The sequence below is a fragment of the Providencia vermicola genome (assembly GCF_020381325.1).
GTDB classification, from domain to species: domain Bacteria; phylum Pseudomonadota; class Gammaproteobacteria; order Enterobacterales; family Enterobacteriaceae; genus Providencia; species Providencia vermicola.
The window spans coordinates 281,453-296,671 of sequence record NZ_JAGSPI010000002.1 but is presented as its reverse complement, the minus strand read 5'-3'; the positions used below and the strand labels follow the sequence as shown (position 1 = coordinate 296,671).

Annotated in this window: 12 protein-coding genes; 10 read left to right on the top strand and 2 right to left on the bottom strand. The window is 37.7% G+C overall.

What is annotated here, in order from left to right; all coding sequences use genetic code 11:
* Positions 1–13: 13 nt before the first annotated feature.
* Both KDJ85_RS03945 and KDJ85_RS03940 read left to right on the top strand, forming a co-directional pair.
* A complete protein-coding gene (locus tag KDJ85_RS03945) occupies positions 14–964 on the top strand; it encodes an electron transfer flavoprotein subunit alpha/FixB family protein (RefSeq protein WP_225818554.1) in 951 nt (316 codons plus the stop codon).
* 9 nt (positions 965–973) lie between these two features.
* Complete coding sequence (locus tag KDJ85_RS03940) at positions 974–2,656, top strand: electron transfer flavoprotein-ubiquinone oxidoreductase (RefSeq protein WP_225818553.1); 1,683 nt, start codon at positions 974–976, stop codon at positions 2,654–2,656.
* 93 nt (positions 2,657–2,749) lie between these two features.
* Here the strand turns inward: KDJ85_RS03940 and KDJ85_RS03935 are convergent, their stop codons facing one another.
* A complete protein-coding gene (locus KDJ85_RS03935; protein WP_225818552.1) occupies positions 2,750–3,463 on the bottom strand; it encodes a UTRA domain-containing protein in 714 nt (237 codons plus the stop codon).
* A gap of 276 nt (positions 3,464–3,739) precedes the next feature.
* On the opposite strand from KDJ85_RS03935, the gene KDJ85_RS03930 reads away from it, so the two are divergent.
* Both KDJ85_RS03930 and KDJ85_RS03925 read left to right on the top strand, forming a co-directional pair.
* Positions 3,740–4,993 carry a hypothetical protein gene (locus tag KDJ85_RS03930; RefSeq protein ID WP_225818551.1) on the top strand — a complete coding sequence of 418 codons (1,254 nt, stop codon included), beginning with the start codon at positions 3,740–3,742 and terminating at the stop codon, positions 4,991–4,993.
* Positions 4,990–6,120 carry a thiamine pyrophosphate-dependent enzyme gene (locus tag KDJ85_RS03925; protein WP_225818550.1) on the top strand — a complete coding sequence of 377 codons (1,131 nt, stop codon included), beginning with the start codon at positions 4,990–4,992 and terminating at the stop codon, positions 6,118–6,120. The genes KDJ85_RS03930 and KDJ85_RS03925 overlap by 4 nt, the downstream gene beginning before the upstream one ends.
* A 245-nt stretch (positions 6,121–6,365) precedes the next feature.
* Here KDJ85_RS03925 and KDJ85_RS03920 read toward each other — a convergent pair whose 3' ends face one another.
* On the bottom strand, positions 6,366–7,661 hold the full coding sequence (locus tag KDJ85_RS03920) for an MFS transporter (RefSeq protein ID WP_225818549.1): 1,296 nt from the start codon (positions 7,659–7,661) through the stop codon (positions 6,366–6,368).
* A 596-nt stretch (positions 7,662–8,257) separates the two neighbouring features.
* Here KDJ85_RS03920 and KDJ85_RS03915 point away from each other — a divergent pair.
* From KDJ85_RS03915 to KDJ85_RS03890, 6 genes are all read left to right on the top strand, one after another.
* A complete protein-coding gene (locus KDJ85_RS03915) occupies positions 8,258–8,932 on the top strand; it encodes a CsgG/HfaB family protein (protein WP_225818548.1) in 675 nt (224 codons plus the stop codon).
* 6 nt (positions 8,933–8,938) lie between these two features.
* Positions 8,939–9,295, top strand: coding sequence for a DUF4810 domain-containing protein (locus KDJ85_RS03910; protein WP_225818547.1), 357 nt, complete (start codon positions 8,939–8,941; stop codon positions 9,293–9,295).
* Positions 9,292–9,948, top strand: a complete 657-nt coding sequence (locus KDJ85_RS03905; protein WP_225818546.1) for a DUF799 domain-containing protein — start codon at positions 9,292–9,294, stop codon at positions 9,946–9,948. The genes KDJ85_RS03910 and KDJ85_RS03905 overlap by 4 nt, the downstream gene beginning before the upstream one ends.
* Before the next feature lie 511 nt (positions 9,949–10,459).
* Complete coding sequence (locus KDJ85_RS03900) at positions 10,460–11,863, top strand: tryptophanase (protein ID WP_225818545.1); 1,404 nt, start codon at positions 10,460–10,462, stop codon at positions 11,861–11,863.
* A 67-nt stretch (positions 11,864–11,930) separates the two neighbouring features.
* Entirely contained in the window at positions 11,931–13,178 is a 1,248-nt protein-coding gene (locus KDJ85_RS03895; protein ID WP_225818544.1) for an aromatic amino acid transporter, read from the top strand.
* 379 nt (positions 13,179–13,557) lie between these two features.
* On the top strand, positions 13,558–15,108 hold the full coding sequence (locus tag KDJ85_RS03890) for a methyl-accepting chemotaxis protein (protein ID WP_225818543.1): 1,551 nt from the start codon (positions 13,558–13,560) through the stop codon (positions 15,106–15,108).
* Positions 15,109–15,219 lie beyond the last annotated feature (111 nt).

Below are 15,219 nucleotides of genomic sequence, written 5' to 3'. Positions count from 1 at the left end.
AAGGGGAATGACAATGAGCCAATCATCAGTTTTAGTTATTGTTGAGCATGATAACCAAACAATAAAATCATCAACTTTTCATAGTATTACGGCTGCACTGGATATTCTATCTGTGGGTGGACAATTGCATTTACTTGTTGCGGGAGACAACACTGAAAACGTGGTGGAACAAGCAGCGAGCTTAAAAGGTGTAAATAAAGTATTAACGATTCAATCAGATGCTTTGAAAGACCAACTGGCGGAACCCATGACCAGTGCGATTGTTTCTGTTGCACAAAATTATAGCCATTTACTGTTTCCTGCGACAACCTTTGGTAAAAATATCGCCCCACGTGTTGCCGCAAAATTAGGTATCGCACAAATTTCTGACATCACACAAGTCATTGATGATCAAAATTTTATTCGACCTATTTATGCAGGGAATGCGTTGGCAACGGTACAAAATAATGGGCAGCAGGTGGTGATCACTGTACGCAGCTCGGCATTTAGTGGCGTATGTGAAGCACAACATAGCGCAGAAATTGAACACATCACACCAAATAAACTTATTCAACGGGCTCAACTGAAAAGCCAGTCACTCACACAAGTTAGTCGCGCAGAATTGAGCTCAGCGAAAGTCGTGATTTCGGGAGGGAGGGGGTTAAGTTCGGGTGAAAACTTTGCGTTATTAGAAACCATCGCAGATAAATTAGGTGCTGCTGTCGGCGCATCCCGCGCTGCGGTAGATGCAGGGTATGTGCCCAATGATTATCAGGTGGGGCAGACAGGGAAAATTGTCGCGCCAGAGTTATACATTGCCGTTGGGATTTCTGGTGCAATTCAACATATTGCAGGGATGAAAGAGAGCAAAGTGATCGTTGCCATAAATAGCGATCCAGAAGCGCCAATCTTCCAAGTCGCAGATTACGGTATTGTCGGTGATCTGTTTGAAATCTTACCTGAACTTGATAAAGCGCTTGCGTAAGAGGTGCATATGGCTATCGACAATAGAGAAAATGTAAACGAGGCTCCTGAGCGGGAATCGATGGAATTTGATGTCCTGATTGTCGGTGGTGGGCCTGCGGGATTATCAGCGGCGATCCGTTTAAAGCAGGTTGCTGCTGAGCAAGATATTGAACTGTCAGTATGTTTGATTGATAAAGGTGCAGAAATAGGCGCCCATATTCTGTCAGGTGCAGTGATAGATCCTCGTGCATTAAATGAATTATTACCTGATTGGCAAGATAAAATTTCGACGCCGCTAACCCCCGTCAGTCAGGACAGTTTTTTATGGTTAAAAGCAAATAGCTCAAGCCAATTACCGTTACCACTATTACCTAATTGTCTAAAAAATAAAGGAAATCTAATTGGTAGTCTAGGGCAAGTGAGCGCGGCTTTGGCTGGTGAAGCCGAGGATTTGGGGGTTGACGTTTTTTCTGGCTTTGCTGCAACGCAGGTACTTTTTGATGATGCTGGCCAGGTCACTGGTGTGACAACGGGTGATATGGGGTTAGATAAATCGGGTAACCCAACAGCGATGTACCAACCTGGAATGAACTTACTGGCTAAAATGACATTTTTTGCCGAAGGGTGTCGTGGTCAATTAGGTAAGCAATTGATAAATCATTTTAATTTAGATTCAAATAGCAGCAAACAAAGCTATGGTTTAGGAATTAAAGAAATTTGGCAGATCCCGAAAGAACAACATCAAGCAGGACTAGTTATTCACTCTGTTGGTTGGCCGTTAGATAACCACACTTACGGCGGTGGGTTTGCCTACCACTACGGTGAGAATTTAGTTGCGGTAGGGCTAGTTGTTGGTCTGAATTATGAAAACCCGTATTTATCCCCATTTGAAGAGTTTCAACGCTTAAAAACACACCCCTCCTTTAGTACTTTTTTATCGGGTGGGGAAAGGATTAGTTACGGCGCACGAACGATGGTTGCTGGAGGATTATCCGCACTCCCTGAATTGAGTTTTCCTGGGGGCGCATTAATCGGTGATGATGCTGGATTTCTTAATGGGGCCAGAATTAAAGGAACGCATTGCGCAGTAAAAAGTGGATCATTGGCTGCAGACGCTTTTTTAGCGTGCTTTAAAAATCAGTCGATTGATTTTACTCAATTTACACTTGAATATCGCCAAAGATTTGAGCAGAGCTGGTTATATCAAGAGCTTTACCAGACTCGTAACTTTAAACCTTATATGAAAAAGGGATTAGTGATGGGCTCAATGTTATTTGGTGTAGAGCAATTATTGTTAAAAGGCCGTAGCCCATGGACATTAAAGATTAAACAAGCGGATCATGAAAGATTGAAAGAAGCTAAAAACTTCAAACCAATCACTTACCCTAAGCCTGATGGAAAACTGACCTTTGACAGACCCTCTTCTGTGTTTTTATCAAATACTAACCATGAAGAAGATCAACCTTGCCATCTTAAACTGGTAGATATAAATGTACCGATTCAAGTCAATTTAGAGAAATATGCTGCGCCAGAAACGCGTTATTGCCCTGCTGGGGTTTATGAAATTATTGGCGAGCAACACCAAGAGAAGTTACAGATTAATGCGCAAAATTGCCTGCATTGTAAAGCTTGCGATATTAAAGACCCACTGCAAAATATTACTTGGACTGCACCGCAAGGTGGGGAAGGGCCAATATATCAGGGGATGTGAAAACAAATTTGTTGTGATGTAGATGTGCTTGATGTCTTTTTTATATTTATCAGTCGCTTTGGGGCAATTTTGCCCCATTTTTTTATCTTTGCATTAATTCTCAATACGCGAATGTAATTTTAATTTGTAGCGAGAACCTGCTGTGACCATATTGACGTAGCTAATCAGCGTATTTCCAGTCCAGGTTCGACGCCTAAGTTGCAGGCAAGGTGAATTTTCTTTAATCGATAATGATTGCGCGATAGATTTTGTGGCTAATGCCGCTTCTATGGTGTGTTCCATTTCACTTACAGGGAAATGGCGTTGTAAATAGCCACTTGGTGTTTCTGTATCCCCATATTTTTGCTTAACAAATTCAGGAACGATTACGTGGTTAACGTAGCGTTCTTCCAACATGAGAGGGATATCATTTTCAAAATGTAGCACTTTACAATAGCCGACCTCACTTCCTTCACTAATTCCGAGTTGTAGCGCAATTTCTGCAGATGCAGGGATGACTTTTAATTGCAATTGGTGCCCACTATACTTCTTACCACTTAGAGATATTTCATCAAAGATATCAAATGCTTTTGTCACTGGAAGCTCATGCTTTTGTGTCGCAACAAAAGTACCTTTACCTGCAATTCGGTTTAAAATCCCTTTTTGGCTTAATTCAGAAATGGCTTTGTTTACTGTCATACGGCTGACATTAAACTGCGCACATAGCTCAAGCTCTGTGGGAATCTGTGTTTCGGGTTTAAAAATACCCAAATCAATGCTGCGTAAAATGTAAGACTGAATTTGCTTATAAGCAGGTTGTGATGTCATCGCTTTTATTCAAAATTGTCGTTAGAGGAAGGCCGAGTAAATCGATTCTATTGCCATATTATATGTATAGACTTTTTTGTGAGTGCAAGTTTATCAGTAATTATTGGCTTTACTAGTAGATGGCGCGTATTTAGAAGTATAAAACCTCGAAAAATAGGTGCTTAAGGGCACTCGTCATTATCTGAATTATTTTATTATAAGATAAGTTTCGCTAGGGCAATATGCCTTTATTTATTATCATAATGTTAAATTTACTTAGCGAAATAGGCATTATTCATGCGAGTTCAATATTTCCATGTCAATCTTACTCAGTGTGATTATCAAAATGTCAGTCCAATTGGTATGGCAAGGCTGATAGCGTCAGGGAAGGTTTTTTTCTTTAATCAAGATGACTTTAAAAATAGTAGGATTTTTTTGGAGCGCCTACAAGAAGGCGACTCTTTGATTATTTGTGCAGAAGAACTGAACGATGGCAGCTATTGGTTAGAATGGGTCTATCATGAAAAACATGGTCGATTAGAGCCCGATAGAAATGTGAGTTTTACACGCTCTCTTGGTAAGCAATATATCATTTCGCTCGTGTTAATGGCCTTAATCCCTGTAGTGTATTATTGCTTTATGGCTGCTGAAGATAGCTTTCTAATGATAGCGCTGGTGGCAATTCTGGGTTGTGCCGCTTTTTGTGGTATTGTTTTGTTTGGCCTTGCGCTTGCCGAAACGAAGCGCATTATGAGCCCGAGGAGAAAACGAATTTTAACCGCGTTAGATCTCGTCATAGAAGGGCGATTTAAAATTAATGAACATAGCCCATTGATTGAGATTGATAGTATTAAAAATGCAACATCTAAGGCCAGTAAAATAAGCAAGGCAGTCGATGTTAACATGGATGAAACATCATTATCGGTGACTTGTGGCAAAGTAAATATTACGGATAACCGAAGTTTGACTGTTAAAGCAGGGGACACAGAACAAGCACTGAACCTTATTAGTTTACAAATAAATAAAAGTCATATGGATGTTTTGGTTTCGGCAAATGAGCCTTTATTTAATAATCATAGCTTATTTATCGCACAGGGGGATAAACTCGAAGTTCTCCATAAAAATATTCGAGACCATTCAAATGAGCAGGCAATATTTGGCATCTATAATCACCAAGACGGGCTTGCCTACAGCCTAATTGGCCGAGGTGCTCCACAAGAACGTGGTTTTTATTTCGGCTTATGGGGATTTACCTGCTTTCTTTTAATTTTCTTTGTTCTTATTGCTGTCGGTCTGACGACTTCTGAAACAATAGAAAAAGGCAATTATTGGGACTATTGGGATTGGGTTAATATCCTAGATACAGGGGGGATGTATATTAGCGTTACAACAACCATTTTATTGGGGATAAGCTTTTCAATTGGTTTAGGCGTTGCAATATATTACCAATTTTCCCGACGAGGTAATGCTTATTACCAGTCACAATATATTTTGAAACATTTACGTCGCCAACATGGTCAAACAGATTATGTGACGGAGGTGCGTTCATGAACCCCTTTCTTAGCAAGCGCTTTATTTTATTAACTGTAGTTTTTACATTAAGTTTGTTATCGACCGTTTTAATTTTTGTGCGAGGCGGCAGTATTGCTTGGAAAATAGAACATCATCAAGAAAACCGCTCTGCAATTACTAATTATGATTGGGCGACGACTTTTCCTGCTGAAAATGGCACATTAATTGTGACGCAAAAAAGCCAGAGTTCAAATTATTACTACTCATCATATAATCCATACGCATATGAAAGAGAATATGACTATCAAGTATTATTTGCAGATAATCAAGGTGTTCGTTTTATTACTCGTGGTGATAAAAGCTTCTATAATGCGATATGCGAGAGAAAAAAATGCTTATTATTTCTTAGAGATGGCTACCAAATTATTGATTTAACGACGCTATCAGCAAGTGAAATTATTCCATGGGAAGATAAATCAGGCGTTCAATTTTCTGCATTGATAACCGGTAAAATTTATCAATCTAAAAATTATCCAGCTTATGTTGTGGCGAGTAATGAAAAGATTTTTATCAGTCAAGATAAAGGCATGTCATGGGAACATTTTATGGATGTTCGTGAATTAGCTAAGTCATTGTATCCTGAAGAAATTGATAGTCGATCTGAATTTAATTTTGCTACTTATAGAGACAAAATCGTCATGTGGTATAGCTATGGCCATCAAATGGGATCACTGGAAGTGGTGATGGATATTCCAAGCAAGCAGGTGATTAGCAGTAAATGGCTACCAGTACGTATTAATGAAGTGGCACAAAATCGCAATGGTGATATTTTTGTTATTGCTCAAGAACCGTCTCGCCGATTGTTTTCGTTAATGCAATTTCACCCCAATGGAAACTTCGAATTAATCGCAGAGAGTGGCTATAACAATTTACATAGTTTAAACGTTGGCAACCAAGGATTAATTGTTTCGATTTCAGGTAATGGTTCGCAACAATATTTGATGATGGATATTGCTACAAAGAAAATCCGCTATCGTCCAGATCTCCCACTATACAATAAAATATTTAATGGGGAAAACCAGTCTTTTATTGAAGTAGAAAGTACTTACTCAAATGAGGGGACTCTCACTAAAGGTGCTCAGGTTTCTTACCAATCTGCTTTTTAATATAGCTAATCTATGAGGTGTGTTATCACACCTCTATTTAATAGTATAATTACATAATGTTTTAATATTTTCATAATAGATTGATACTATTAAACAATATTTAATGAATTAAGTATTCTGTTTTTTTATTTTTTACTTCACATACACCCTGTTCATTATTTTAAAGCTAATACTATTATTTAGATTAGCATTAAAATTGATGGAGTTTTAAAAAGGATAGAATATATTCTATCCTTTTAATCATATTATGCGATCTGTTTGGTTGGTAATAAGATAACAGCAATCGCAGCAATAATGGCAACAATAGCAAATGCAATGAAATTCCAACTGGTGGCAATTCCAAGGCTCGCAATATATGCACCAAACATTGGTCCTGTCATAGCACCAATCCGCGAGAAGCTAAGTGCCCAACCCGTTGCAGATGCGCGCGCATTGGATGGGTAATAATTGGCAATATAACCTGTTAATATCAATGCAGCTGAAATACTACCGACCCCTGCAAAGGCGACGAGCACATAGTTCATATAAATATTTTGCTTGAATATCAAGCTTCCCACACCAATAGCACCAAGTAAAAAGAAAAAGGCCACAGAATTCCGAACACCATATCTGTCTGCAATTTTTCCTAAGAATAATCCCCCCAGTGCAGAGGCTAAGCTAAATACAATTAAAAATGTTAAACTAGAACCTAAGTTATATCCTTCTTTACGCATGATAGAAGGTAGCCAAGTATTTAATCCATAGACTAATAACATACCGCAGAATAAAGCTATCCAAAAACAAGCTGTAGCTCGTAAGTAGCGCCAAGCAAAAACAACGGCAACAATTTCTTTAATACTTTGGTGTTTATGTTGCACATGTTCCGATGTCGGTTGGTAATCAATATTAAGCTTTTTAGCTAATACCTTGGCTTCACTGTGTAAGCCTTTATGGGTTAAATATTCGAGTGATTCAGGGAGAATGCGTGCCATTGGCCAAATAAGTAATAATGGTAATGCACCAAAAGCAATCACGCTTCGCCAGCCGAATTGTTCAAGCAACCATATAGCGACTAGCGCTGCGCTTAAGATCCCCAATGAATAACCAGAATACATAATGCCATAATTAAATGAGCGTTTTTCACTGGGGGAATATTCAATGGTTAAAGCTGCGGCAACAGGAATTACCCCCCCTAAACCAATTCCACCAATAAAACGCATAATCCCAAAAACCCATGGTGTGGGCGCCAATGCAGCGCCTAACATGGTGACTGAAAATAACGTTACGCAGGCTAATAACATGCGCCGCCGACCATATAATTCGCTTAGTGTGCCGATAATAAAGGCACCAAAAAACATACCTATTAATGCATAACTACTTAGAGCTCCTAGCTCAAGAGGCGATAAACTCCATTGCTTGTATTCGGCAAGGGTAGGGAGTACCGCCCCCATTACGCCAACATCGTATCCTTCAAACAAAATACTCATCCAGCAAATCAGCAAAACTTTTGATGTTGTTTTTGTGGAAGTGAATGATTTCACAGCGATTGTTTGCATCGTCATAATTAACTCTCTTCTCATGAGGGTTTAATAATTTTTATTTTTATGGTCATAACATCTCCTCCCTACACTTACTGTTTCTGAGAGAAAGCACAATCACTAATGTTAATAAAAAGTTAAAATAATGCAGGATATGGATATAGTGTGCAGAAAACCCTATTGGATAGTTCGGGGACATGTATAAATTTTATAGGGTTATATCTCATAGATATCTAACAGTAATAATTAATAGAATGCATATGAGTAAAAAATAATCAAAAATAATATAAAACATAAATAGAATAATTGACTTCACTTTAGATGATAATTTTATTATCGACAATTATTAACCTTGTTTACTTCATCGTATTTATATAAATAGAATGTTAATGATGATTTTAATTGAGTCATCATTAATGATGATGACATGGGCTTAATGGGGTTTTTACGTCGATTAAATAATTAATACAATAGTTTTACGGTTTTTAAATACCCATTCAATTACTGTTGGCTTTATTAATCAAAGTGAATGAGTAATAATAACTAGATTCTACTCAATAATTGATGCAAAATAGACTTGCAAAAAATTAATTCTAATTAAATTTAATTGAGATAGCTAAATGAATATATCAAAACTCAGCATTGCATTCATTTTTATTGCAAGCGCAGTACTTAGTGGTTGTGCAAAAGAATCTTCTCGCTCATTAGAGGTTGAAAAAGTTGCAACATACAATACAAATTATTCAGGCCCTAAAAGTCCAATATCAATAGGAAAATTTGATAACCGTTCGAGTTATATGAATGGTATTTTCTCTGATGGTGTTGACCGCTTAGGAAATCAATCAAAAACGATTTTAATGACTCACCTTCAGCAAACTGGTCGATTTAATGTATTAGACCGTGCAAATATGCAAGAATTAAAAGAAGAGGCAGGAATTAAAGGCCAAACTCAGCAACTAAAAGGTGCAACTTATGTTATCACAGGTGATGTAACAGAGTTCGGCAGAAAAGAAGTGGGTGATCGTCAATTATTCGGTATTTTAGGCCGTGGTAAAACACAAGTTGCTTATGCAAAAGTCAATTTAAATGTGGTGAATGTTCAAACGTCTGAAGTGGTCTTCTCTTCACAAGGAGCTGGTGAATACGAATTATCAAACCGAGAAGTTATTGGTTTTGGTGGGACTGCAAGTTATGACTCAACGTTAAATGGAAAAGTATTGGATCTGGCTATTAGAGAAGCGGTAAATAATTTAGTTTCAGGGATTGAAAACGGTGCATGGCAGCCAGCGAAATAAGGAAATATGATGAAATTTAAACTACTGTTGCTTGTTACAGGCGTTGCTTTATTAAATGGCTGTGCAAATGAACCTAAGCCATTATATAACTGGGATGGTTATCAAACTACGGTTTATCAATATTATCAGCAAACAGAAAGCAGTCCTCAAGATCAAATTGAAGAACTGAAAAAAAACATTGAAATGAGCAAAGCGAAAAGCCTTGCCACTCCTCCAGGTTTACATGCGCATTTAGGGTTACTTTATTCAACAATAGGTTCAATTGACTTAGCGATGAAAGAGTTCAGTACTGAAAAAGCATTATATCCAGAATCAGCAGCTTACATGGACTTTCTAATGAAGAATAAAGGGAAAATTAAATGAGACGCTTATTAATACTCAGCAGTTTTGTGGTTGCTTGGTTATTAACGGGATGTGCGCAGCCAGTCAAAGTTGATTACACTGCATTTCATCAAAGTAAGCCTAAAAGTATTTTAGTGCTGTTGCCACAAAATAGCTCACCAGAAGTTCAAGCAAGTCATGGCTTATTATCACAAACTGCGCTCCCATTAGCTGAAGCCGGATATTATGTTTTTCCTGTTGCTGTTGTTGAAGAAACCTTTAAACAAAATGGCATGATAAACGCAGGGGATATCCAAGCTGTTCCACCTGTTAAGTTACATGAAATTTTTGGTGCTGACGCTATTCTTTATTTGGATATTACGGAGTATGGGACGAGCTACCAAGTGATTGCAAGTGATACACGCGTAACTGCGAGCGCAAAACTCCTCGACGCAAGAACGGGAACTATACTGTGGAGTGGCTCGGCAACTGCATCAAGTATGGAAAATAACTCCTCTTCAAATGGTATTTTAGGTGCGCTGGTTTCTGCTGTGGTGAATCAAATAGCAGATACGATGACAGATAAAAGTTACTCAATAGCAGGTATAACAAGTGTTCGGTTATTATCTGCAGGTAAACCTAATGGGATCTTATATGGCCCAAGGTCACCAAAGTATGGGAAAGATGCTCAGTAACGGTTAGTTAAGCGATGGATAAAGCCTTATTGTTAGGCTTTATCCATGTAGTTTTAATTAAGGTATTTTTATATTAAGTTAAATTACATTTTCTATTATTATTTTTCTGGAATAAGTTAATTAATACAAAAATTTTTAACACTTAAATCACATAGTATAAACACTGTGACTGAGCTCAAAGGGATTATGTTACTTACCCTAAATTATGTGATATAAGTATAATAACATGACAATAGGGGTTAATTTAAGAATATAACTGTTATATATATAATGCAGATGGTTGTACTAATTCCTTATTGATAGGAGTCATAGTATGTTCTTGTTAAATGAGTCACTAATATCAAGGTATTTCTTCTATATGAAGAAATGGTTCAATATTGATATCTCCCTAGCTTTCTTTTTCCCTAATAATTAACCTTTCAAATTTTCCTATTTTAAAACTTCGTTAGCTTATTTTTTATAAGTTCGAATTCTTATATTTATTATTTAATGAAAAGTTAAAGGTATTATCATGGCTAAAAGAATCGTAGAACCATTCCGTATTAAAATGGTAGAAAATATCCGTATCCCATCAAGAGAAGAGCGTGAAGCTGCATTAAAAGAAGCGGGATATAACCCATTTTTATTACCAAGCAGTGCTGTGTATATCGATCTCTTAACTGACTCTGGTACCAATGCCATGAGTGATCACCAGTGGGCGGCGATGATCACTGGTGATGAAGCATATGCAGGGTCTCGTAACTATTATGATTTAAAAGATAAAGTTAAAGAGATGTTTGATTACGATTATGTCATTCCCGCTCACCAAGGCCGCGGCGCTGAAAATATGTTGTTCCCTGTATTACTGAAAGTCAAACAGGAACAAGGTGGAGCGAAAAAACCTGTATTTATTTCTAACTTCCACTTTGATACAACAGCAGCCCACGTTGAGTTAAACCATTGTAAAGCAATCAATATCGTCACAGAAAAAGCATATGACTCAGATACCTATGATGATTGGAAAGGTAACTTTGATATTCAAAAATTGAAAGATAATATTGCGCAGCATGGTGCAGAAAACGTTGTTGCGATTGTTTCTACTATCACCTGTAATAGTGCAGGTGGCCAGCCAGTATCTATGGCTAACTTGAAAGAAGTGTATGAAATCGCAAAACAACATAACATTTTTGTTGTTATGGACTCTGCACGTTTCTGTGAAAATGCGTATTTTATTAAAGAGCGTGATCCGAAATATAAAAACGCTACGATTAAAGAAATCATTCTTGATATGTACAAATATGCCGATGCATTAACGATGTCAGCGAAAAAAGACCCGTTATTAAATATCGGTGGATTAGTTTGTATTAAAAATGATGAAAATATTTTTACACTAGCAAGGCAGCGCTGTGTTCCGATGGAAGGTTTTGTAACTTACGGCGGTTTAGCGGGCCGTGATATGGCAGCGATGGTGCAAGGCCTTGAGGAAGGTGCTGGTGAAGAATACTTACATTATCGTATTGGCCAAGTAAAATATTTAGGTGACCGTTTACGTGAAGGTGGAATTTCAATTCAATACCCTACAGGTGGACATGCCGTATTTGTTGACTGTAAAAAACTGGTTCCACATATTCCAGGTGATCAATTCCCAGCGCAAGCTGTTATTAACGCACTATATTTAGAGTCAGGTGTTCGTGCTGTAGAGATTGGGTCGTTCTTGTTAGGACGTGACCCTGAAACTGGGAAACAAAAACATGCAGACATGGAATTCATGCGGTTAACTATCGCAAGACGTGTTTATACTAATGACCACATGGATTACATTGCAGATGCTCTGATTGGCTTAAAAGATAAATTTGCAACCTTAAAAGGGTTAGATTTTGAATATGAGCCACCAGTATTAAGACACTTCACAGCAAGATTAAAACCTATTAAATAAAAAATAGGTATATCTTATGGTTCCCGTGCAATGCGGGAACCTTATCCTTATTCTTAAGGTGAACACCATGAATAATTCGGCAGCCAAGAAAGAACCCTCCATAATGGTAGGGGGTTTTGTGCTAGGCGGTGCCATGATAGGGGCGGGAATGTTTAGCTTGCCAACTATTATGGCTGGAGCTTGGTTTATTAACTCTGTAGTTATCTTGTTAGTTGTTTGTTTTTTTATGTTTCACTCAGGGATTTATATTTTAGAATGTATCTCTAAATATGGCGCAGGGACGAATTACTTTTTTATATCAAAAGAACTTTTACCAAAATGGGCCTGTTATATTGCTAATATGGCATTAATATTTGTCCTTTATATATTAATTTATGCCTATATATCTGCAGCGGGATCTGTTATTAAAGAAGCTGCGGCTATTTATGGTTATGACATTAACTTAAGAGTTATATTTATTTCCTTCACATTAATACTCGGTGCGAGTATTTGGTGGAGTGGTGTTGGTGCGAGTCGTTTAACATCATTATTTTTATTTATAAAAATTATTTTGTTTATCCTCGCGTTCTCTGGATTGTTTTTGATTGTCAAAACGGACTTATTATTAACATCGCCTGTTGAAGGTGGGCAAACCGCATTATTACCTTTTGTATTTATTATTATCCCCTATGCAATTACTTCATTTGGTTATCATGGTAATGTGTGCAGTTTGTACAAGCTATATCATGAAAATGAAAGAAAAGTGGTTAAGAGCTGTGTGATTGGTTGTGTATTAGCACTCGTTCTTTATTTTCTTTGGATTATGGGGACAATGGGTAATCTACCAAGAACTGAGTTTTTAACAATAATAAATAAAGGCGGTAATTTAGACGCATTTATTGAATCACTTTATTCCGTTCTTAATAGTAAACACATTGCGACATTTTTACTTTGGTTTTCTATTAGCGCTGTATTCTGTTCATTCTTAGGTGTTGCTATTGGGTTATTTGATTACATACTTGCTTCTTTGAACTTTAAAGATAACCCATCAGGGAGAATGAAATCAGCATTACTTTGTTTTTTACCCCCTTTAATTCTTTGCATGTTATTCCCAAATGGCTTTTTGATCGCAATAGCATATGCTGGTATGGCAGCATGTATTTGGGCGATAATCTGCCCTGCTATTATGGCATTGAAAGTCAGAGAGCGTTTCCCGGATTCAAAATTTAAAGTATGGGGTGGTAAAGGGTTAATCTATGCCGTTATTGCTTTTGGTGTTTTGGGGATTATCTGCCAATTACTCGCTCAGTTTAATTTGTTACCGATATACCGTTAATTTTTCAATCTTGTTTTAAGCTAACTGTAAAGGTACAGCGGGGTTTGCTGTACCTTTTTTCTGCTTAATGGCGCAGAGAATGCTAGAGCATATGTCATTTTGAAGAGGGATGTTAATGCTTTCTTTTGGGAATAACGAACGTATTTAATAAGTGGCGTATTTGTATTTAGCGATCCTTATCAAACTTATAAAATTAATTTATAGCGTATACAAAATTAATTTCCTTAAAACCAAATAATAACCCTGTTGAATTGTAAGTGTTTTTACTTAATTTACTGATTTTTGTCTATTAAATAACCTGTTTAAGAAGCTAATTTTTTTCTCTTTATCGCCGATAAAGTTAAATATCGTCATTTTATCCCACCAAAAGAGAAATTGTATGCAGAAACTTCGAAACTACTCAATTCGTGCTGTTATGCTCGTTTTATTAGGGCTCCTATGCTTGATCTTGGGGGGAACCAGTCTCTATAGCGGTTGGTCTTTGTCTAGGATTGCTGATGGTAATGATATCGATAGACAATTAGTGAAACAGATGACAGTACTCAGTCAAGGAAATGACCAATATTTTCGTTTTGTCACACGGTTAACGCGTGTGATGGAAAGTAAAAATGAGGGAAAAGCTATTGATTATGCACCTGTTAAAGATGCGATGGAGAATATGGCAAGCTATCTTGAGCAGATGAAAGCGATTTCGCCAGGGCCAATGGATACTGAAATTTCTGAGCAAGTGATTAATAGCTGGCAAGCACTACTTGATGAGGGGGTTAAGCCACAGTTAGTTCTAGGTATGGGAGATAATTCACAGGAATATTTAACCCACGCACATAATGTGACCCCTGCATTGAGCAGAACATTTGGCGCATCAATCCAAAAGTTTAATCAATCAGCCGAAGGGATGATCAATGCAACACGTGGCCAAGTTGATAACCAAATGGATATTACGAGTGTTGTGATGATTATTGCGACGGTACTCGGGGTATTAACTTTAATTTTTACCGATCGCTATCTTGCAGCTATGATGCAAAAGCCATTGGATTTACTGAGACAATATTTTTCGCAAATATCGAAAGGGGATTTAAGTCATTCAATTAAGCCTTTCGGAAACAATTGTGTTGGCAAACTATTTCCGTTGCTTGAAGAGATGCAAACAAGCTTGCGCGGGTCAGTAAGTATGATACGGCAGGGCAGTGAAAATATTTATCTCGGGGCGAGTGAAATTTCCAATGGAAACAGTGATCTTTCATCGAGAACGGAAGAGCAAGCGGCAGCGTTAGAAGAAACGGCGGCGAGTATGGAACAAATTACTGCGGCTGTGCAGTTAAATATGGAAAACACTCTTCAAGCGAACCAATTAGCAAGTGAAGCGTTTGTTGTAGCAAACAAAGGAAATACTATCGTTGATTCAGTTGTTGTGACAATGAATGAGATATCCCAAAGCTCACAAAAAATTGCAGATATCATCAACATGATTAACGATATTAGTTTTCAAACCAATATATTAGCGCTAAATGCCTCCATTGAAGCGGCAAGGGCGGGGGTGCATGGCCGCGGTTTTATGGTCGTTGCGGCTGAAGTCCGTAAGTTAGCGAGTCACAGCGCGGATGCGGCAATGGAAATCGAACGTTTGATTGCGGATTCAGGAGCCTGTGTTGAAAAAGGGACAGGACTAGTTAATGAAATGGGTAAAACCATGGAAAACATTCTGCAAGGTATCAATGAAGTGACTGCGATTATGAAGCAGATAACGGTGGCTTCTGAAGAGCAAAGTAAAGGTATTGCTCAAGTTGGTGTGGCGATTACACAGATGGACAGCGTTACACAGCAAAATGCTTCTTTAGTTGAGCAAGTGGCAACGGCAGCCAGTTCATTAGCTGAGCAAACCCAGGAATTACAGCAGGGGGTTAGAAAGTTTCAACTAACGAGTGTGTAACCCGTTAGTTGATTAAGCTGAAATAGAGGAATAGGATAACTAACTGTATTTATTAAATTATCTTATTCCTTTGCGTAGGTGTTTTGGTCAATTTGACTGAGGAACGCTTCA

What these genes read in the sequence shown, in the direction of transcription:
- KDJ85_RS03890 (WP_225818543.1), top strand. Translation starts at nt 13,558, where the DNA reads ATGCAGAAACTTCGAAACTACTCAATTCGTGCTGTTATGCTCGTTTTA.
- KDJ85_RS03930 (WP_225818551.1), top strand. Translation starts at nt 3,740, where the DNA reads ATGCGAGTTCAATATTTCCATGTCAATCTTACTCAGTGTGATTATCAA.
- KDJ85_RS03895 (WP_225818544.1), top strand. Translation starts at nt 11,931, where the DNA reads ATGAATAATTCGGCAGCCAAGAAAGAACCCTCCATAATGGTAGGGGGT.
- KDJ85_RS03900 (WP_225818545.1), top strand. Translation starts at nt 10,460, where the DNA reads ATGGCTAAAAGAATCGTAGAACCATTCCGTATTAAAATGGTAGAAAAT.
- KDJ85_RS03940 (WP_225818553.1), top strand. Translation starts at nt 974, where the DNA reads ATGGCTATCGACAATAGAGAAAATGTAAACGAGGCTCCTGAGCGGGAA.
- KDJ85_RS03920 (WP_225818549.1), bottom strand. Translation starts at nt 7,661, where the DNA reads ATGACGATGCAAACAATCGCTGTGAAATCATTCACTTCCACAAAAACA.
- KDJ85_RS03910 (WP_225818547.1), top strand. Translation starts at nt 8,939, where the DNA reads ATGATGAAATTTAAACTACTGTTGCTTGTTACAGGCGTTGCTTTATTA.
- KDJ85_RS03945 (WP_225818554.1), top strand. Translation starts at nt 14, where the DNA reads ATGAGCCAATCATCAGTTTTAGTTATTGTTGAGCATGATAACCAAACA.
- KDJ85_RS03915 (WP_225818548.1), top strand. Translation starts at nt 8,258, where the DNA reads ATGAATATATCAAAACTCAGCATTGCATTCATTTTTATTGCAAGCGCA.
- KDJ85_RS03905 (WP_225818546.1), top strand. Translation starts at nt 9,292, where the DNA reads ATGAGACGCTTATTAATACTCAGCAGTTTTGTGGTTGCTTGGTTATTA.
- KDJ85_RS03935 (WP_225818552.1), bottom strand. Translation starts at nt 3,463, where the DNA reads ATGACATCACAACCTGCTTATAAGCAAATTCAGTCTTACATTTTACGC.
- KDJ85_RS03925 (WP_225818550.1), top strand. Translation starts at nt 4,990, where the DNA reads ATGAACCCCTTTCTTAGCAAGCGCTTTATTTTATTAACTGTAGTTTTT.